Here is a 20,289-nt window from a genome sequence, read left to right on the forward strand (position 1 = left end):
TTTTTTTGTATAAATTGTAAAAAAATTATAGGAAATTTATAAAAACCTAGTAAATTAGGTGGAAATATATATTAAATTTTAATGTATACTTCGTCACATAAAAATTACGCATAAATAGAGCGTGGAGATACAAATGAGCATTATTTCAGAATTTAAAGAGTTTGCTATCAAAGGCAATATGATGGACTTGGCTATCGGTGTAATCATCGGTGGTGCTTTCAATAAAATTATTGATTCTTTAGTGAAAGATATCATCATGCCATTAATTTCTGTGATTACAGGTGGTGGTGTTGATTTTACTCAAAAGTTTATTGTGCTTGGGGAAAACCCGAATAACTTAACCTCTTTAGATGAACTAACTAAAGCAGGGGTTAACGTTTTAACTTATGGTAATTTCATCACGATTGTATTGAACTTCCTTATTTTAATGTGGGTTGTATTCTTATTGGTTAAATTCTTAAATAAAATTCGTAAACCTGCGGAAGAAGCACCAGCAGCGACTCCAGAAGATATTGAATTATTACGTGAAATTCGTGACGAGTTGAAAAATCGTCCACAAGCATAATGATGGATCATTCCTCATAATTAAACGGCACTTTTAAGTGCCGTTTTTTGTGTGAATCGTTTATGATCATTCTTAAAGGATAATAGGAATATCAGAATGAAAAAAAGTTTAATCATTGCAATGATGCTTTTGGGATTAATAGGATGTTCTGAACCACAAAAGAATCAAGAAGATACTCAAAACAAAACTAAGAATTTAAGTTTTGAAGATATGCCAAATGAGAAAACTGTTTTTGAAGTGATCGAAGCAAAATCAATTGATGAAAATGATGCTTTATTGGTGGCCTTGCAGACGCAATTATTAAAAGATCAATTTGAGTTTGTTGAAAAAGAAAGTGGTAGATCATGGTCTGAAAATGATTGCACCAATAATAAAATTATTCAGGTCAAAGGGGATGGGATACGTTCATATAGAGCAGAAAGTTTAGTGGATGTCGGCCAAGAAAAAGTGCGTCCAGATTTCAGCTTATTGGTTTTTGCTTTTGAAGATGCACAACAGGCTGAAAAGAATTTTATCAGTTTGAAAACTGCGGTTGAGTCTGATAATGGTTTTTGTAATGGCAAATCCCCTGAAACGATTGTGCGTAATGGTAATGAGGTTTTTTATTTCACCACGCGCGCTGAAATGTTTAGACCTTATATCGATCAATATTCTCAATATGTTGAAGATTTTAAAGTTGAAACATCACATTAAAGTAATTTGTATTTTCAACGCATTTGAATATATATAAATGGTCAAAAAGGTGGTTTAAAAATCCATACGGAACTTAATTTCAACTAAGTGAAAACCGAACTGGCTTTTAACAGGGCCATGCAGTACACGCTCTGCTGCTGTAAAAACCAGTTTATCAATCACAGGAACCAATTGTCCTTTTTTGACTTCACCCAGTTCACCACCACGTTTGGCTGAGTTACATGTGGAATGCTGTTTGGCAATTTTTGTAAAATCAGCGCCATCTAAAATTTTCTTTTTGAGTTGTTCTGCCAAATCTTTATCTTTTACTAAAATATGACGAACAATGGCAGTTTTCATTTAGATTTACCTCGCTGAATTTGGGATGTGTTCACTTTTTTCAAAGGTTGGCATTGTGGGCAAAATACACTTGCACGCTGTCCAAGTTTTATATTTTCCAGTATTGTTTCACAGTTCACACACATCTCACCTGCACGACCATAGGCCAATAAGGTTTGCTGAAAATAACCATTCTCACCCATGGCATTGCTATAGTCTTTTAAGGTTGAGCCACCTAAATCAATGGCTTGTTTTAAAATACGTTTAATTTCCACGACCAATTTTTGAACTTGGTCTGTAGATAATGTTGAAGCAGGTTGCGCTGGATGGATACCTAAATTAAATAGGCTTTCTGTGGCGTAGATATTGCCAACACCGACCACAACATGATTATCCATAATTGCAATTTTTATGCCGACATTCTTATTTTTTAATTTATTGATTAAGTATTCTGTATTAAACAAATCACTTAATGGTTCAGGGCCTAGTGTATCAATTAGTTTAGCTTGGCTTTCTTCATTGAGCCAAATAATACAACCAAAGCGACGAGGATCATGGTAGCGCAATTGCTGATCTTCAAATTGAATAATCAGATGATCGTGTTTTCGTAATTCATCTTGCGTCTCACATAGTCTAAAACTACCTGACATACCCAGATGCCAAAGCATGCTATGTGTTTCAAACTCAGCCAAAATATATTTAGAACGACGGCTTAATTTTAATAACTTTTGCCCTTTTAAGTTTTGAATATCTTCAGGAATAGGCCATCTCAGACGAGATTCTCGTACTTGAACATCAATCACTTTTTGTTCCAGTAAGGGGAACAAACTGACTTTTGTTGTTTCAACTTCTGGTAGTTCAGGCATGTTATCATCAAAATACAAAACATTGAGGCTATTGTATTGGAGAATAAGCTTTGTATAAAGCAAAGCCGTTTATGACGGCCTATTTTGATTGGAAAATATAGGTCATTGTTATTGTGCTTTTAAGAGAAATTGGAAATAAACATTTGTTATTGATCATAAAGTTTATTAATAAAAAAAAGTTTTGAATTGTATAAAAATAATCTGATAGTTATATGTAAAAAAATGTGTAAATTTCTAGTGAATTATTTTGGTTTGAAAGTATTAAAGCTGAGTTATATCAACAGTTGTTGTCATTTTAAAATGGTATTTTTCTATTAATTTTTATTGATTTAAATATGCTGATTTAAACATATTGTTTGATTGAACTGGCTTATACAAATGCTTTAACAGTGTTCTCTTCGATTTAGGCTTTCTCTATGAAAAAAGTTGTTCCTTCACTTTTAGCAATCTCCATGACAACCATGATGACACATACATTCGCCGAAGATGCTTTTGATCTTCATGGAAATACCATGACAGGTGATTGGAGTGGTGTTCGAACTGAACTTGCTGAGAAAGGGGTTAAATTTGATGGCACAATTGCGACAGATGGTTCATACCTTGCAGATGGTGGTTATGATGCACATCAAGCCCCAACTTTTGGAACTCAGTTTGGTTTAGGTACGACATTGGATATGTCCAAACTGGTGGGTTGGGATGATGTCACCATTCGTGCTTTGATTACGGCACGTCAAGGTCAAAGTACCAGTATTGAAGGGATTCAAGCGCCTGATGCACCACAATGGGCAAATTCTCAAGCCAATTGGGGGCGTGGAAACTCGGGTAGTCGCTTGAGTGAATTGTATATTGAAAAGAATTTTAAAAATCAAGGTTTGAGCGTTCGTTTAGGGCGTATGGGTTTGGGTACAGAATTTAATACGATGGCATGTGATTTCCAAGGTAACGCATTCTGTGCAGCACAAATGGGGAAATGGCAAGGTAAACTTTGGTACAACACGCCTGTTTCACAATGGGGCGCACGTGTGAAATATCAAATTAATCCTGAGTTATTTACCCAAGTTGGCGTGTTTGAATATAACCCTGAAAATGCTTTAGAACGCCACGGTTGGAATCTAGATACAAAACATGCAGATGGGGTAAATATTCTTTCAGAAGTGGTTTGGTCTCCGAAACAAGGACTGAACAATCTTCCAGGAAGTTATCGTTTTGGTGCGTTATATAACACTGCGGATGATGCAAAGAACCAATATGATGTGGCCTATAAAGCAGGAACGAAAGGTGAAGATCGTTCTTATGGCGGCTGGTTCGGCTTTGAACAGCAATTAACATCGACAGGTGAGGGGAAACGTGGCTTACACAGTTTTGGTAACTTTACGGTACATGATCGTACAACGACTGCTGTGAATGATTCACAACAACTTGGCTTGAAATATTATGGCTTACTGGAAGAACATCCAAACGATATCTTAGGTTTGGCTGTAAACCGTGTGCATCTGAATGATCGTTATCTCAGTTATGTGAATAATAGCCGTTTAGGCACAAATTTGAGACAGTTAAATGAAGATGCAGAGTATAATATTGAGCTAAACTACTCATATTACCCTGCTAAATGGTTCATGCTTCGTCCTTTAGTACAGTATGTTGTACATCCAGGTGCGACAAATCAAGTGGATAATGCATTGGTCATTGGCTTAGGGTCTAAAGTTATTTTCTAAATACCCTAAAGGATATTGCAGATGCAAAGCGTGAATCATTTAAAAACTAAAACAACACTGCTTTGTTTAACAGCATGCATTGCTCAAAACTTATATGCTGAAACGGAATCGTCGAATTCCGTTCAGCTCTTACCCACGATTAAAGTTGAAGCAACACGTTCAGAGACCAGTTTTCTGAATACACCTGCTTCAGTTTACCGAATAGACCAAGATCAAAACCAAAATAATATTGGCGTTAATCTTTCTGAAACGCTCAAAGGTATTCCCGGGTTACAGCTCAATAACCGTGAAAACTATGCACAAGATTTACAAATTTCTATGCGTGGTTTTGGCGCACGTTCAACATTTGGGGTACGTGGGATTCGTTTATATGTCGATGGTATTCCTGCAACTATGCCAGATGGGCAAGGTCAGACATCGAATATTGATTTAAGCAGTTTGGATCATATCGAAGTGCTTGGTGGGCCATTTTCATCACTTTATGGAAATTCTTCTGGTGGTACGATTTTAACCACAACCAAAGAAGGCCAAGGTCGGGATTCGATCGAGTTGGGTTATTCAGGTGGGAGTAATCATAAAAATCGAGCAAATATTATCTTGCAAGGTGGTGCGGATAAAGCCAATGAACCAAGTTATGTAGTGAGTTCATCGTATTTTGATACCGATGGCTATCGTGAGCATAGCGATGCGCAGAAGGTTTTAAGTAATGCCAAATTGACGTGGAATTTAGATGATGGCTCTAAAATTAATTGGTTAATGAATTATGTGGATATTTCTGCCAATGATCCTCAAGGTTTAACACGTGACCAATGGAAAGCAAATCCTAAACAACAAGTGCCATTTTTAAAACAATTTAATGTTCGTAAAGATATTAACCAAACACAGACAGGTATCAATTGGACGAAGCCAATTAATGACCAAAATGAAATTTATTCGATGGTGTATTTAGGTCATCGTGAAGTCACACAATATCAGTCTATTCCAATGTCAACGCAAAACAACCCACGTCAGGCGGGTGGTGTGATTGATTTTGAACGTGATTATTACGGTGCAGATCTACGTTGGACAGGTAAAGACTTATTGCCAAATACACGTTTTAGTGTGGGTTTGGCATATGATGCCATGAATGAAGATCGTCAAGGTTACGAAAACTTTATTTTAGAAAATAATAAACCAAGTTATGGCGTTAAAGGTGATTTACGTCGTGATGAAAAGAATACTTTATGGAATTTAGATCCTTATTTACAAGCTTCATGGCAATTTTTACCGACGGTACGATTGGATACAGGGTTGCGTTATAGCAATGTGCATTATCAATCTGAAGATCACTATATTGAAGGTGTGAATGGTGATGATAGCGGTAGCACGGATTATCAGAAATTTTTACCTTCAGCAGCGTTTACATGGGACATCACATCAGATTTAACAACCTATATCAGTTATGCCAAAGGTTTTGAAACACCCACATTTACCGAAATGGCGTATCCAAACTCTGGCACGGCAGGTATTAATTTTGCGTTAAAACCATCGACCAGTGATAACTATGAACTGGGTTTAAAAGCACAAAATCAACTGGGTCATTTCACTGCTGCGGTTTTCCAAAGCAATACACAGGATGATATTGTTTCTGCGGGATCAGTTGATGGTCGAGCGACCTATCAAAATGCAGATAAAACTTTACGTCAGGGTGTTGAACTGTCGTGGAATAAGCGTTTTTGGAAAGATTTAACTGCACAAGCAAGCTATAGTTTCCTAGATGCAACATTCGATGCAGATATTCCAAATTCAGATCCTAAAAAAGTCATTAAAAAAGACAATTACATTCCAGGGATTGCTAAAAACCAAGCTTTTATCTCTCTCGGCTGGCTTCCTGAAACTGGTTTTAATGCAGGCCTAGAAGTTCGTTATATGGATAAAATCTATGTCGATGATCTAAATACTGATGCTGCGCCAAGTTATACCCTAACCAGTGTGAATGTGGGCTATATCTGGAAAGATAACGATTGGAAAATTCGTAGCTTTGCTCGTGTTGATAATTTATTTGATAAAGACTATGTGGGTTCTGTGATTGTGAATGATGGAAATGGTCGTTTCTTTGAACCTGCAGATGGTCTAAATTGGAGTGCTGGGCTGAGTGTCACTAAGCAGTTTTAATCATCTTTCAGCATTGTATTGAAAAAGTAGAGGTAACGTGTCCGTGTCTATATCCGTTAATTCGTCTGTAAAATCAAAACTATTTGAGCAAATTCAGTTTGGGACACTTTCCCTTGTGAATAAAATCGTCATTGCACCGATGTGTCAATACTCTGCAACTGATCAAGGTGAAGTTACGTACTGGCATGAACAGCAGTGGGGCAGTTATGCACTATCAGGTGCAGGTTTATGTATCGTTGAAGCAACAGCAGTACAGGCTCAGGGACGAATTAGTTATGCCGATCTTGGGCTTTGGAATGATACCCAACGTGACCAACTTAAAGCTTTAATCAACAAGGTGAAAACGATTTCACCGATGCCTTTTGCAATACAGCTTGCACATGCAGGACGTAAAGCATCTACAGAAAAACCGTGGTTAGTGAAAAGCGGTAAAGGTCAGATTGCTCCTGAGCATGAACATGGTTGGCAAACTGTTTCAGCAAGCAATATTGCATTTAGTCAGAATGATGTTTTACCGCATGAATTAAGCATTGCTGAAATTAAGCAAATACAGCAAGACTTTGCAGCGGCAGCGGTTCGTGCAGTTGAGGCTGGTTTTTCATTAGTTGAAATTCATGCGGCGCATGGTTATTTGCTACATCAATTTATGTCGCCATTGTCGAATCATCGTCAGGATGAATATGGTGGTAGCTTTGTAAATCGTATTCGTTTTACTTTAGAAGTGGTTCAAGCCATCCAGCAAGCCGTACCACAAGATTTTCCTGTGGGGATTCGTATTTCAGCAACGGATTGGATGGAGGCTGAAAATAGTTGGGATATTGCATCAAGTATTGAATTATCCAAAGCATTGGAACAACTTGGTGTTGCGTATATTCATGTGTCTTCGGCTGGTTTACACGAAAAGCAAAACATTAAAATTGGTGCAAATTACCAAGTTCCATTTGCAAATGCAATTAAGGCACAAGTCAATGTTCCAGTGATTGCAGTGGGTTTAATTACCGAAGCTGAGCAAGCAGAGCAGATTCTACAAAATGGTGAAGCTGATGCCATTGGATTAGCACGTGTCATGCTCTATGATCCTCGTTGGCCTTGGCATGCAGCGACAAAGTTGGGTGAAAATATAGAGATTGCACCACAATATTTGCGTTGCCAACCACATGGTGTTAAAGCGTTATTTTCAGCGTTCTAATGTACATTATTCACCAATCAAGATTTACTTAAAATATATAAGTATTTAAATATTTGAAAGATATGTCTGAGGATATATCTTTCGAATATCTTCAGGAAAGGACGCAGTTGAATGATTTTTTCGGTAATATTTCCTGTATTTTTCCTGTTGTTCCTAGGTTTCCTTTCAGTTCGAATTCAACTCATTACTAAAGAGCAAATTACAGCCCTAAGTGCTTTTGTAATTAAAATTGCTTTACCTGCATTGTTATTACACGCTTTAGCCTCTAAAAATCTGCATGAAATTTGGTACCCATCCTATTTCTTTGTTTATGCAGGCGTTACAGCATTATTATTTACGCTGTCATTTATGATTGGCCTCAAAGTGTTTTCTAACACCTTCACCCATGCTTCAATCTTGTCACATGGTGCATCTATGTCGAATACAGGGCTACTAGGCGCAGCAATATTGACCTTGCTTATGGATAATGAAGCAATGATCTATATTTCTTTAGTGGTGATTATTGAAAGTGTTCTTTTGGTGCCAATGGTTTTAGTTTTGGCTGAAATAGGACGGCAAAATCAACCAAATTTTACCGAAATATTTAAAAGTATCTTTTTGACTTTATTTAAAAACCCATTGTTTTTGTCTGTCTTTATTGGCATGGGTTGCGCCATTCTACAGCTACAGATTCCACATCACTTAGACCAAGTTTTTGTCATGCTTGGGCAAACAGCAGCACCATTGGCACTGTTTATTATTGGTGGAGGTATGGTTGGATTGACGATCAAGTCTGTCAATACTCAGACCTTGTATTTGGTCTTTTCTAAAAATATCTGTATGCCGATACTGGTGTATTTGGGGCTACGCTATTTTACTGATTTAGATCAAAAAATGATTTATGCAGGGACGCTTATTGCTGCGCTGCCGATGCCATCCATATTTGGTATCTTTGGGCAGATCTATGGTTTAAATGAAAAAGCACTGACGCCGTTGATGATCAGCACAGTTTTAAGTTTTATTGTTGTTAGCGTTTTGATTGGTATTTGGTGGTAAAAAATACTCTCCATAGAGAGTATATTTTTCATAGCATATATTTTCTAAAGAAAAAGCTTATTTCTTAGGTGCAGCAGCTGGTGCAGGTGCTTTCGCTTTGTCTGCAATGAGCTTGTTCACCACTTCCAAAGACTCTTTCGCTCTAGGAACATTTTGTTTTGCTAATTCACCAAAAATTTTCTGAGCTTCAGGCAAGTTTTGATTGATCAGATTGCCATTGGTCATCATATTTGCAACGGCCATCAGCGCAGGGATATAGCCTTTTTGCGCTAAGTCTTGGATCGCTTTTAAGCCTTGATTTACTGTGACTGCATTTTTAGTCTTTAGACCATCAGTGATGTCATAAAGTGCTTTGGCATGAATAGCAGGTGGAAAACCTTTCTTCAATAGTGGGTCAAGCTTTTGTACTGCTAATTTGTCAGATGCAGGTTTGCCTTCTGAAAATAATAAAACAGCCAATTCAACAGTCGCATCATCAAAACCTTGCGTAGATGCTTTTTCTAAATATTCACGTACTTTTTTAGGGTCTTTCGCTAAGCCCAATTGTCCAGTTGCATAGCTTTGAGCTAAAACATAACTCGCAACAGGGTAACCTTTTGCCGATGAATCTTGATAATATTTTAAAGCTTTCTTATCGTCTTTTGCTGTACCTTGACCCGTTTGAGTCAAGTAACCGATATTGTACATTGCTTGCGCATTACCAGTCTTCGCAAGTTTGTCCAACTCTTGGTAAGCAGCAGTATAGTTTTTAGCTTGGATCAGTTCTTGAGCTTTGGCAAATGCTGGATCTATATTACTTTTTGGCGCATCTGCTGCAAAAACAGTTGCACAAGTAGATAAGCTGAGTAGGGTGGCTAAGAGAATTTTTTTCATTGTGAATGGATACCTTTTTTTAATCTCAACATCATTCCATTGGTGTGTTTAGAACACTGTTGAATCTGTGTTTAATCATAAATTGAAAATTGTAAATGTAAATATATCAATTGTATAAGTTGATGTATTTCTGTCTAAATTGTTTATATAGAAAAATCATTAATAAATGCTTAAATACATCAGGACAGACCTAAATTTTAAATCTGTCCTTAAAACGATTCTATTACTTTTATTTCACAGCTTTTAATAATAACTCAATTTCACTTGCATCACGTGCGCCTGAAATACGGCTACCATCTTTTAAGAAAAAGGTTGGTGTACCATCAATTTCGAGTTTCTTGGCAAGTTGAATATTCTTTTCGATCGGTGTCTTACATGTTTTCACTTTTGCAGGTTGTTTTTTATCAACTGTATAGTCTTGCCAAGTTTTGTATGGATCTTTTGAACACCAAATTTGATCAGCTACAGTGGCTGCATTTGGATGTAGTCTAGTAATTGGGTATAAAAATAAATAAATGGTGACGTTATTTATATTTTTAAGTTCTTTTTCAAGATGCTGGCAGTATGGGCAATCAGGATCACTAAATAAGTAAATCACACGTTCGCCATTGCCTTTGACATGTTTAATTGCTTGTTCTAAAGGTAAAGATTTAACATCGATACGGTTTAAAATCTGCTCACGTACTTCGGTTAAATTCTGTTGTTGTTTTAAATCAATCAAATTACCGACAAAGAAATATTGTGCATCCTCATTGGTATACACAATACGTCCACCCATATAGACTTCATACATATCTTTAACAGGCGTGCTATGTACTGATTTCACAGGAATTTCAGGGTATTTTGTCTTTAAATTCTGCTCAAGCGTTTGAATGTCAGCATGAGCTGCACTTAGTGTCATTAGGCTTAATGTTAGTATCGATAGCCAAGTTTTCATGGTTTAACTCAGTGAATCAGTAAAAAATCAGCTTATTTTGCATTAAAGCATGATCGAAAATATATTGAGATCATGTAATTGTGATTTCAATATTCAGTTGATCTTGCAGTTAATTTAACTGAGTGCTTTGAATGCCGTTAAGGGCTAACACTTTACTAAGTTGTTGGATATATTGATTTAACTCTGTTTGTGAGTCCGCACGTAAACTTAATTTGCTACTAAAATTAAAAGTTTTCGAACGTTTTCCAGTGCGCAGTAAAATTTGAAAATGTCCAATATAACCACCTGTGTGTGTTGTCCTAGACGTACTAAACTCAACTTGTTTGATCTGATCTAATGGATAAGAACTCATCATTAAATGGGTGACGATGAGTTTGTGATTTTGAATATAAAATGGGGCAAAATTTAAATTAAATTTTTTAAATATAGCCATGATGATGCTGAAAATAACAACGAAAAGAATTGGAATGAGCAAGCCCCAATATTTATCTGAGTGTTTAGTGGTTTTTGCTTCAACCAATTCTGTGTGTTTGGCTTCAACCAGCTTTTGTTCATCAATCCATTGTCGAATATCATCGGTACGTGGTTGAGCTGTTAATAGGTTTTGAATAGTGTGTTGATCAAGGATATGATAAATCGTGGCTTTGACCAGTTGGCTATCTCCTAACTGATCAAAATAATAAAATGCATTTCCATTCTTCCATACAGAACCATAGTTGTAATTCACATCGCCCAGTTTTTGCCAAGTTGAATGAAGTGGTTCATCTAATTTTAAAATACGCGTTACTTTTGAATATGATGAACCTTTACGGCTACGATAGGTTTTGGCTTGTACATAGAGCAATTGTTTACCATTGGAAAAAACCAACGGTGCAATTTCTTTAAAAGATTGTCCTAAAAATGGATTATCACCTGCACGATGCATTTTTTTCTTATTTAAATCAAAATAATAAATACCCGTATCGTTATAGAACAATGCATGATTGATGTGATTGCCATGTTGACTTAACAGATGATATGGCGCGTATTGTGGATCAAATGCAAATTCATTGACATAGACCATGCCATCTATAGGATTAACCAAGTAAGATTGGTTATTTAAGCCTTCTATTTTAATCGTATAAAGTTTTTCATTGGCTTTTAAATTGAGCAAGGTATTGTCGTAATACACATTTTTGCCATCAGCGCGATAGGCATTATTTCGCTCACCAGTGACCAATTTCAATTGATTTGGATTGGCTCCTTTTAATAACTTCCCTTGAAAATATGTTGATGTTCCATCACTTGCAGTCTTATTTGTTAAATTAATGCGATAAGGCTGTTGACTGCGTTCAAGTTTAAAATATGGATAGAGATAGCTTTGTGGTTTGGAACCGATTGCAAAATTTTGCAACATGATTTGCCAAATTTCTTGAACGGCATTTAAATTTTTGTTTCTCTCGGTCATAGGTGAACAATACCAAGTATCTTTTCCGTCTGTAAAATAGCCTGCGCCGATGGTTTTTAAGTGTTGAGGTTGAACACCTTTTAAGATGATATTGCCACAATAAACATGGCGTTGATCTGCGCCAAGTTGTCGATACTGGTAATCATCATTCGGTAAATAAAAGCTATGGATATCTGCCTCTGGGATCAGATAATCACCATTGCTGGGTACTGCTGCATAGATTTGATTGTTGTATTTTTCAAATATTCCAAGTTTTTCTGTTGTCGCACCATAAGGAATTTTATCTGAGCCTGAATCAGTAAATTTAAAGATAAAACTTAAGCTGAATAGAAGCACACATGCCGTAAAAATCAGCATTAAATTTTTAATGATTGAAAATATTTTAAGTGGATTTTGCATCATCTGTTTATTTTTAAAATACTTACAGGATTAAGTTACAAATATTTTAAGTTATTTTGCCATAGTTTCAGTTGAGAATTCGTTTCACTGTTTTATAGCAATGCTTGTTTAATTTAAGGCAAATAAGGTTGCATGACCTGTTTTAATATTTCAATTAATTCTTCATCCATATATTGGTAATCATCCGGAATATCCAAAACAATCACTTTTTTGTGTTGTAATTGGTTTGGAAATTTCTCTTTGATATTTTGTTTATGCTTTTGTTCCATGACAAAAATTAGATCTGCCCAAGCAATGTCTTTGAGGGAAATGGTATGTTTAGCATGCTTACTGGTTCCAGCAGAACGAGTTGAAATACCATAACCCACACTAAAAACTCGTTCAGCAGAGGGACTGCGCCATTGGTTACGGCTACAGATAAAAAGGGCGTTCACGTTGAGATTTTCCTATTTAGATTTTTAGGGAATTTCACTGCTAACAATTAAAAAACAATAGATTCTCAAAGTTTACTCAAAAATGATGAAAAGAGATTTGTTTTTCGCTCAGCTTTTGGTTAAATCTGCCCTTAAATGAAATTGTGAGAAGACCGATGTTTATTAAAGGCATTAGACGTAATTATGACAAGATTAGTCAAGATGACAGTATTGCCGATGAAGATAAAATTGATGCTTTATTGATGAAACTTGGTGCTGAATTTTTAGTCAGTAAGAATGACCGTGTTTATATTTTTGAAAAAGATGGGCAGACTGCAAAATTTGATGCAAAACATGCACGTGCATTTCATTTTAAAGATTACCTTTGTAAAGATATGAATAAATTATTCCATGGGTTTTGATCTTTAATATTCATTGAAAATGAGTGAGTTATTAAATAGCGATATAAAAAACGGTTTAAGCACTTAGATGAGCCTTTTGTCCAAGTATTGATTGTTGTAAGGGATTTCTAAAGTAATCCCTTTTTTTTTGTTGTAACTGTTTGATTTGTTTATGTCCTGTTTTGATATTTTGTTTATACCGACAGAACGAAAGTGAATGCCTTAATCCACTGCAAAGATGCTTGCAGTGGTTGGGCTAAAAATTAATATAAAATAATAACTTGTATATAAAGAGCCTATATTTGTTTTACCAAAAGCATTTGACTATGTACTCATCATTCAAGTTATATAGTATAAAAAAGAAGCTGTTATTCGTAAGATGAATCGAGACCGATCTAAAATGATGAAAATATTCTCAATCTTATTTCTAAGTCTATTTTGTTCAATGGCAATTTTAGCAGGGCAGCCAAATCTTGTTCCTCATCAAATTAACTTGAAAAATGGGAAGCGTTTTTCTTTAAATCTTCCAGCAAATTACGAAATCATTCCAGCGGCTGAGGGTTTAAAACGAGTTCGTTTTTTTAGCAAAGCGCCCGACGGTAGAATGTTTGTAACGGATATGCACGATTTATCCGACAATGAAAAAGGCATCGTTTATATTTTGGATGAATGGAATGCTGAAACTGGAAAATTTGGCAAAATCATTCCTTATATGACAGGTTTGAAGAATCCAAATTCAGTTCAATTTTATACCGATTCTTCTGGACAAGATTGGTTGTATCTAGCTGAAACTCATCAGCTCACCCGACGAAAATTCACCCAAGGTGAAATTAAACCCACGGCTAAAGCTGAAGTTTTAGCGAGTTTTCCTGATTATGGTTTAAGTTATAAATATGGGGGTTGGCATTTAACACGAACTATTGCCGTAGGTGGAAACGGTAAAATTTATGTTTCAGTTGGCTCAAGTTGTAATGCTTGTGTCGAGAAAGAAAAAGTTCGAGCGGCAGTTTTAGAAATGAACCCCGATGGTTCGGAACAAAAGATTTTCGCCAAAGGCTTACGCAATGCAGTCGGTTTGAAATGGGTGGGTAAATTTTTATTTGCCACCAATCAAGGCGCAGACCATTTAGGTAAAAATAAGCCTGATGAAACTTTTTATGCACTGAAACGTGATATGGATTATGGGTGGCCATCTTGTTATTCGTCGAATGGTAAAATTTTTGCAGATCCAAAATTTAAACGTCCAACAGGATGTAAAAATGTACCGTCTCCTTATGCCTATTTCCCCTCGCATTCATCTGCACTTGGCTTTGACTATTTTGATGATCCGAATACGGATGACACGATTAAAAATTCTTTTTTAGTTGCTTTACATGGTTCTACGGATGCCACAATTGGTCATGGTTATAAAATTGTGATTATGCGTAAAGGGCAAAAACTTGAAACTTTTATGGATGGTTTTTTAGTGGGGAATAAGGTGAATGGTCGCCCTGCGGATATTTACCGTATAGATGCAAATTCCTTTTATTTTTCAGATGATAAGGGGGGTGTGGTTTATTTTGTGAGGAAGAAAGGGTAGTTGTAAAAAAGCCAAAGTGTTTTAAACTTTGGCTTGAAGTGATGATTGTTTTATCTATTACATTTTTCAATATGCTGAAAAATATGTTCGCAAAGTTCTTTTGCTTTTAGTGTCAGTTGCCAATCAGGATTTTCATCAAAATCTTTGATGATTTCACGGCAAAAGTCTAATTTTTTCTTAATCGTTCCGACCCCAGTACCGTCTGCAAATGGATTTTTAGAAGGAATTTGATTAGGTATTTTAATCGCTTCATCTAATAAACGTCCAATACCAAATTCAGTATTATCGAAATAACTGTTATCACTAATATTATTTATTAATTCAATATTGTAGCCATCTTTTGTTTCACTATTCATTCTTTCAAAACGGTTTGTTGCGACACGAATAATTACATTAAAAGGCAATGTGTTTTCTGTCTCTTTACATGACAATATAAAATAATTTTCAGCGTTTAATTCAGATTGTAAAATCTCTACACGATCAGCTTTGTTTTGGATATCACCATCTGCAATGAGGAGCATTTCACTTGCTACAGCCTTTGCGCTGAGCCCTTTGTCATCTAAATGATCTGCATAATCATCACTAAATGACCAATGTGTTAAATTACTTCCAGCATATTCAACAAATGTATAGTGATAATTCGGCATAAAACGACGGTATTTTTTATAAAGTTCCTCGTCAGAAATTTTTAATTCATCTAAATATTTTTCCATATATTTAGTGATATACAAACGGTCGGTAATACCTTCGACCCAAATGGTACAATTCGCTAAATAAACAGAAGATGGTTTTACACCAAGAGAGGCAAGTAGGTCACGATCTCGGTCACAACGATAAATTTTAAAATCAAAGCCATCTTTAGGATTCTCTTTTGGTTGTTTTACGAATTTCTGAATGATGACTTGATCTGATTCATCTGCCATATCTAAAAGATGGTTGGAGTGTGTGGTAAAGAAATAATAGTGTTTAGTTTCATTTAGATAGAAATTCATGAGTTGTCGAACCATACCTGCATGCATGTGTAATTCAGGTTCTTCGATAAAAAAGGCATGAGTTTCATTATTTTTGATAAATGCTTCATAGGTAAGAGTAATCACTTGCTGTAGACCATCACCTAGTTGATAAATTGGAAACTGTGGTTCGTCACCAATTTTTATATGTATGACATCATCGTTAATTTTGGGGATTAGAGTTATTGTTTGGTTATCAAAAAAATAACTAGATAATTTTATTTGATAATTGGCGATCAATTCACGATCTTCAGGTTCACCAAGTAATAGTTTTAGTAACTCACCGTAAAATGATTCACCAGTTAGAATGTATTTGAACTCTTTACTTTCAAACTCATATTTTCTAGTAGGTGAGCTACTTTTGCTGAGAAGCCTATTTGTATCATTGTCAAATGAATATTCTTTAAAATAATCATCAATAGTTCTATTCGTGATTATTGCTGTTTTTTCACTGGCAAAATTTTCATTTTGAAAAGGTCTCATACCTCTAAGTATTGGAATATAAAATACTTTATTGAATATATTTTTTAAGCTTTTTTCCATTAATTGTAGTTCTTTATATATTGCTTCATAAGCATCGGTTATTGAATAATAACCAGATCTTAATTCCTTGAAATAATTCAAATTTTTTATAGTGTAATCTTTGCTTTTACTAGTGAAAAAGAAATCTTGTAATAAAATATTTAATTGCTCTTTATAATTTTCTATATCTGTAAATTTTTGAGGAATAGTAATTTGATTATTTTGAGTTATAAAATCATCAATTGAAGTTAAGATAATTCTCTTTTTTGAAGAGTCAATAATAGGGACGTATTCTTGGGAGGTATTACTAGAGATGAAAAGGTTTCTTAAAAATCGACTTTTGCCGACATTATTTTTACCAATAAAAAAGTTCAATCGCTTTATTTCAATAACTTGGTCGTAATTCTGTACATTATCAGAGCTATAACCGTCTAAATTTTCCGCCCAATAGTATAATTTTTCAGTCATTAAAAAGCCCCAAAACTAAGAAGAAGTTTTAGAGGCTAATGTATCACAACATTCTAAAAAATATAAAGTTACTGCGGTCTCGCTACATCACCATTTAAGCTTTCAGGCAAGTCTAAAATATCTAAACTTAATTCTGCCAAAGCAGCAGGTTTTGCAATCACTAAAGCTTTGTAAGTGTCATCTAGTTCGATGCTGTTGACGATCTGTGTATTATCATTCAACAAGGTCGCAGGAGCAGGGGCATGCCCACCACCTAAAACCAAATGTAACCAACTTTTTGGTTTTGCCTTAAACCATAAACGGGCAATAATTTCCTGACCCAAATAACAGCCCTTGTCATAATGCACACCATTACGCTGATGTAAACGTAATTCTTGAGGCTGAAACAAATGCTCAGTTGCAGCTGAAATCCATGCCTGACCTGCATCTATGGCTTGTAACTGCCATGCATTCACATCCGTTTCAGTCGTTGAAAAGTCAGTGGTTGCACCATTCAAAATAGGGAAAACTTGAGCTGCTTGTTCAAGCTTCATTTTTGAAAATGCACCAAACTTTTTAATGTGCTTGGCAAACTCTTCCGCTTGGTCTTGTGTGGTTACGATTTCGAAATGTTCAGGATTCAGTTTTTTTAACCAAAGTCCAAAATGAATACGACCTTTTAAATCACAAATCGCTGTGTATTGAGAAACATTTTCAGCCAAAGCTTCAACATTTACAGTCACTTGCCCTTGCAGAAATTTGAGTGCATCTACACCGATTAACGTGAAAGAGGAGAAAGCTAAATCGCTCATGAAATGCTCGCTTGTCTTAAATCTAATACTAAAGAATGATTCTTATTGTCCGCTATTTTTCAAAAAAGAGAAGTTTTAGTGCAAATATTTTAATGTAATTGTTACTAAATGTTTCTAAAACCCCTGTTTTTATATGTAAATACATGAAATATAAACGATTTGGGAAATGGGTTTTCGACAGTGTACTATTCAAGCCATTAGACACGCAGTACAAAATGATGCAAGAGGCACACCCGATGAATAACAACTACCGTAAACCACTGCAAAACACCCAGCTCGAATACTTCGATGTGCGTCAAGCCGTAGAAGACATCCAGCCAGGCGCTTATGCAAAACTTCCATACACCTCAAAAGTATTGGCTGAGCAGTTAGTACGCCGTTGTGACCCAGCCATTCTCGAACAATCTTTAAAAGAACTGATTTACCGTAAACAAGACCATGATTTCCCTTGGTATCCTGCACGTGTTGTGTGCCATGACATTCTTGGACAAACAGCACTTGTAGACCTTGCAGGTTTACGTGATGCGATCGCAGACCAAGGTGGCGACCCATCTAAAGTGAATCCTGTTGTCCCAACGCAGTTGATCGTAGACCATTCACTTGCTGTGGAATACGGTGGTTTTGACCCAGATGCATTTGAGAAAAACCGCGCCATTGAAGACCGTCGTAACGAAGACCGTTTCCATTTCATCGAATGGACTAAGACAGCTTTTGAAAATGTCGATGTGATTCCTGCGGGTAACGGCATCATGCACCAAATCAACTTGGAGAAAATGTCTCCAGTGGTGCAAAACCGTGATGGCTTAGCATTCCCAGATACTTGTGTCGGTACAGATTCACATACACCACATACCGATGCATTGGGTGTAATTTCGATTGGTGTGGGTGGTTTGGAAGCTGAAAATGTCATGTTAGGTCGTGCATCTTGGATGCGTCTTCCAGACATTATCGGGGTTGAATTTGTTGGACAACGTCAAGCGGGTATTACTGCAACAGATATCGTTTTGGCTTTGACTGAATTTTTGCGTAAAGAACGTGTTGTCGGTGCATATCTTGAGTTCTTCGGCGAAGGCGCAGACAGCATGTCAGTGGGTGATCGTGCCACGATTTCCAATATGACGCCTGAATATGGTGCAACTGCGGCAATGTTCTATATCGATCAAAACACCATTGATTATTTAACCCTGACAGGCCGTGAAGCTGAGCAAGTTGCACTTGTTGAAAACTATGCCAAAGAAATTGGTCTTTGGGCATCAGATATGAAACAAGCTGAATATCCACGTGTACTTCGCTTCGATCTTTCAACAGTAACACGTAATATTGCAGGCCCATCAAACCCACATGCACGTGTTTCTACGGCTGATTTAAAAGAAAAAGGCATTGCAGGTGTTGTTGAAAATCGTACCGATGGTTTAATGCCAGATGGTGCTGTGATTATTGCTGCAATTACTTCGTGTACCAATACATCAAACCCACGTAATACGGTTGCAGCAGGTTTATTGGCACGTAAAGCAAATGAATTGGGTTTAACGCGTAAGCCGTGGGTGAAATCTTCTTTTGCACCTGGTTCTAAAGCTGCTGCTTTATATCTTGAAGAAGCCGGCGTATTGACTGATTTAGAAAAACTCGGTTTTGGTATCGTGGCGTATGCATGTACCACGTGTAACGGTATGTCAGGTGCTTTAGACCCTAAACTACAACAAGAAATTATTGATCGTGACTTGTACGCAACTGCGGTACTTTCGGGTAACCGTAACTTCGATGGTCGTATCCATCCTTATGCAAAACAAGCATTTTTGGCATCTCCTCCGCTCGTTGTCGCGTATGCGATTGCAGGAACAATTCGTTTTGACATCGAAAAAGATGCATTGGGTACAGATAAAGAGGGTAAACCAATTTACCTGAAAGACATTTGGCCATCAGATGCAGAAATTGATGCATTGGTTAAAGAAGCGGTGAAACCTGAACAGTTCCGTAAAGTGTACATTCCAATGTTTGATTTGGGTGTTACTGAAAAAGCAGCAAGTCCTTTATATGACTGGCGTCCACAAAGTACCTATATCCGCCGTCCGCCGTATTGGGAAGGGGCTTTGGCTGCACCTCGTACATTGTCGAATATGCGTCCGCTTGCGATCTTGCCTGATAATATTACAACGGATCATTTATCACCATCGAATGCGATTATGATGGATTCGGCAGCAGGTGAATATCTACATAAAATGGGTGTACCTGAGGAAGACTTTAACTCCTATGCAACGCATCGTGGTGACCATTTGACGGCACAACGTGCGACTTTTGCCAATCCAAAATTGTTTAATGAAATGGTGGTGCGTTCTGACGGTACGATCAAGCAAGGTTCGAAAGCACGTGTTGAGCCTGAAGGCGAAGTGATGCGTATGTGGGAAGCGATTGAAACGTATATGAATCGTAAGCAACCGCTGATTATCATTGCGGGTAAGGATTATGGTCAGGGTTCTAGCCGTGACTGGGCTGCCAAAGGTGTTCGTCTTGCAGGTGTTGAAGCGATTGTTGCGGAAGGTTTTGAGCGTATTCACCGTACTAACTTGGTGGGTATGGGCGTGTTACCGCTTGAGTTTAAAGCAGGGACTGACCGTAAAACCTTGAAGCTTGATGGTACTGAGTTGTATAGCGTGATTGGTAATATTGCACCTCGTTCTGACTTAACTTTGGTGATTGAGCGTTCTACCGATGATGGTAAAGAACAGATCATTAAAGTGCCTGTCACTTGTCGTTTAGATACGGAAGAAGAAGTGTCTGTATATGAAGCGGGTGGTGTATTACAACGCTTTGCACAGGATTTCTTGGAAGGGAATGTGGCGTAGTTATTTTTTAATAATGTTGAATCTTCCCTAACCCCTCTTTGATAAAGAGGGGAACTCCCTCCTATAAAAGG

At 36.7% G+C, this 20,289-nt stretch carries 17 protein-coding genes; 9 read left to right on the forward strand and 8 right to left on the reverse strand.

Annotated elements, in window-relative coordinates; genetic code table 11:
• Nucleotides 1-133 precede the first annotated feature (133 nt).
• Both mscL and GGG_RS0115760 read left to right on the forward strand, forming a co-directional pair.
• The gene (mscL, locus tag GGG_RS0115755) at nt 134-565 is read left to right on the forward strand and encodes a large conductance mechanosensitive channel protein MscL (RefSeq protein ID WP_010116598.1); all 432 of its coding nucleotides are present in this window, start codon (nt 134-136) and stop codon (nt 563-565) included.
• A 96-nt stretch (nt 566-661) separates the two neighbouring features.
• On the forward strand, nt 662-1,258 hold the full coding sequence (locus GGG_RS0115760; RefSeq protein ID WP_010116599.1) for a hypothetical protein: 597 nt from the start codon (nt 662-664) through the stop codon (nt 1,256-1,258).
• A gap of 54 nt (nt 1,259-1,312) precedes the next feature.
• Here GGG_RS0115760 and GGG_RS0115765 read toward each other — a convergent pair whose 3' ends face one another.
• Complete coding sequence (locus tag GGG_RS0115765; RefSeq protein ID WP_010116600.1) at nt 1,313-1,597, reverse strand: peptidylprolyl isomerase; 285 nt, start codon at nt 1,595-1,597, stop codon at nt 1,313-1,315.
• Nucleotides 1,594-2,442, reverse strand: a complete 849-nt coding sequence (mutM, locus tag GGG_RS0115770; RefSeq protein WP_010116601.1) for a bifunctional DNA-formamidopyrimidine glycosylase/DNA-(apurinic or apyrimidinic site) lyase — start codon at nt 2,440-2,442, stop codon at nt 1,594-1,596. The genes GGG_RS0115765 and mutM overlap by 4 nt, the downstream gene beginning before the upstream one ends.
• Before the next feature lie 416 nt (nt 2,443-2,858).
• Between mutM and GGG_RS0115775 the strand changes: the two genes are divergently transcribed.
• The 4 genes from GGG_RS0115775 (at nt 2,859) to GGG_RS0115790 (ending at nt 8,535) form a co-directional block, all read left to right on the forward strand.
• Nucleotides 2,859-4,157: a carbohydrate porin gene (locus tag GGG_RS0115775; protein ID WP_010116602.1), complete on the forward strand. Its 1,299-nt coding sequence runs from the start codon at nt 2,859-2,861 to the stop codon at nt 4,155-4,157.
• Nucleotides 4,158-4,178: 21 nt separating this feature from the next.
• Nucleotides 4,179-6,311 carry a TonB-dependent receptor gene (locus GGG_RS0115780; RefSeq protein WP_010116603.1) on the forward strand — a complete coding sequence of 711 codons (2,133 nt, stop codon included), beginning with the start codon at nt 4,179-4,181 and terminating at the stop codon, nt 6,309-6,311.
• A 49-nt stretch (nt 6,312-6,360) separates the two neighbouring features.
• A complete protein-coding gene (locus GGG_RS0115785) occupies nt 6,361-7,500 on the forward strand; it encodes an NADH:flavin oxidoreductase/NADH oxidase (RefSeq protein WP_034599736.1) in 1,140 nt (379 codons plus the stop codon).
• Nucleotides 7,501-7,611: 111 nt separating this feature from the next.
• Nucleotides 7,612-8,535 (forward strand): AEC family transporter, encoded by a 924-nt coding sequence (locus tag GGG_RS0115790; protein ID WP_010116606.1) that lies wholly within the window; start codon nt 7,612-7,614, stop codon nt 8,533-8,535.
• 57 nt (nt 8,536-8,592) lie between these two features.
• Here GGG_RS0115790 and GGG_RS0115795 read toward each other — a convergent pair whose 3' ends face one another.
• The 4 genes from GGG_RS0115795 to GGG_RS0115810 all read right to left on the reverse strand — a co-directional run bounded on the left by GGG_RS0115795 (nt 8,593) and on the right by GGG_RS0115810 (nt 12,625).
• Nucleotides 8,593-9,408 (reverse strand): tetratricopeptide repeat protein, encoded by an 816-nt coding sequence (locus GGG_RS0115795; protein ID WP_010116609.1) that lies wholly within the window; start codon nt 9,406-9,408, stop codon nt 8,593-8,595.
• A 229-nt stretch (nt 9,409-9,637) separates the two neighbouring features.
• Entirely contained in the window at nt 9,638-10,345 is a 708-nt protein-coding gene (locus GGG_RS0115800; RefSeq protein WP_029574635.1) for a DsbC family protein, read from the reverse strand.
• A gap of 109 nt (nt 10,346-10,454) precedes the next feature.
• Nucleotides 10,455-12,194 carry a DKNYY domain-containing protein gene (locus GGG_RS0115805; protein WP_034599733.1) on the reverse strand — a complete coding sequence of 580 codons (1,740 nt, stop codon included), beginning with the start codon at nt 12,192-12,194 and terminating at the stop codon, nt 10,455-10,457.
• Nucleotides 12,195-12,304: 110 nt separating this feature from the next.
• Nucleotides 12,305-12,625, reverse strand: coding sequence for a low molecular weight protein tyrosine phosphatase family protein (locus GGG_RS0115810; protein WP_029574636.1), 321 nt, complete (start codon nt 12,623-12,625; stop codon nt 12,305-12,307).
• Nucleotides 12,626-12,780: 155 nt separating this feature from the next.
• Between GGG_RS0115810 and GGG_RS0115815 the strand changes: the two genes are divergently transcribed.
• On the forward strand, nt 12,781-13,026 hold the full coding sequence (locus tag GGG_RS0115815) for a hypothetical protein (protein WP_010116613.1): 246 nt from the start codon (nt 12,781-12,783) through the stop codon (nt 13,024-13,026).
• A 379-nt stretch (nt 13,027-13,405) separates the two neighbouring features.
• On the forward strand, nt 13,406-14,584 hold the full coding sequence (locus GGG_RS0115820) for a sorbosone dehydrogenase family protein (RefSeq protein WP_029574637.1): 1,179 nt from the start codon (nt 13,406-13,408) through the stop codon (nt 14,582-14,584).
• Between the two features lie 50 nt (nt 14,585-14,634).
• Here the strand turns inward: GGG_RS0115820 and GGG_RS0115825 are convergent, their stop codons facing one another.
• Together GGG_RS0115825 and GGG_RS0115830 are read right to left on the reverse strand one after the other, a co-directional pair.
• On the reverse strand, nt 14,635-16,584 hold the full coding sequence (locus tag GGG_RS0115825; protein ID WP_010116615.1) for an AAA family ATPase: 1,950 nt from the start codon (nt 16,582-16,584) through the stop codon (nt 14,635-14,637).
• A gap of 68 nt (nt 16,585-16,652) precedes the next feature.
• On the reverse strand, nt 16,653-17,375 hold the full coding sequence (locus tag GGG_RS0115830; RefSeq protein WP_010116617.1) for a folate-binding protein YgfZ: 723 nt from the start codon (nt 17,373-17,375) through the stop codon (nt 16,653-16,655).
• 236 nt (nt 17,376-17,611) lie between these two features.
• Between GGG_RS0115830 and acnD the strand changes: the two genes are divergently transcribed.
• Nucleotides 17,612-20,218 (forward strand): Fe/S-dependent 2-methylisocitrate dehydratase AcnD, encoded by a 2,607-nt coding sequence (acnD, locus tag GGG_RS0115835; RefSeq protein ID WP_010116619.1) that lies wholly within the window; start codon nt 17,612-17,614, stop codon nt 20,216-20,218.
• Nucleotides 20,219-20,289 lie beyond the last annotated feature (71 nt).

Source organism: Acinetobacter sp. P8-3-8 (assembly GCF_000214135.1).
Classification (GTDB): domain Bacteria; phylum Pseudomonadota; class Gammaproteobacteria; order Pseudomonadales; family Moraxellaceae; genus Acinetobacter.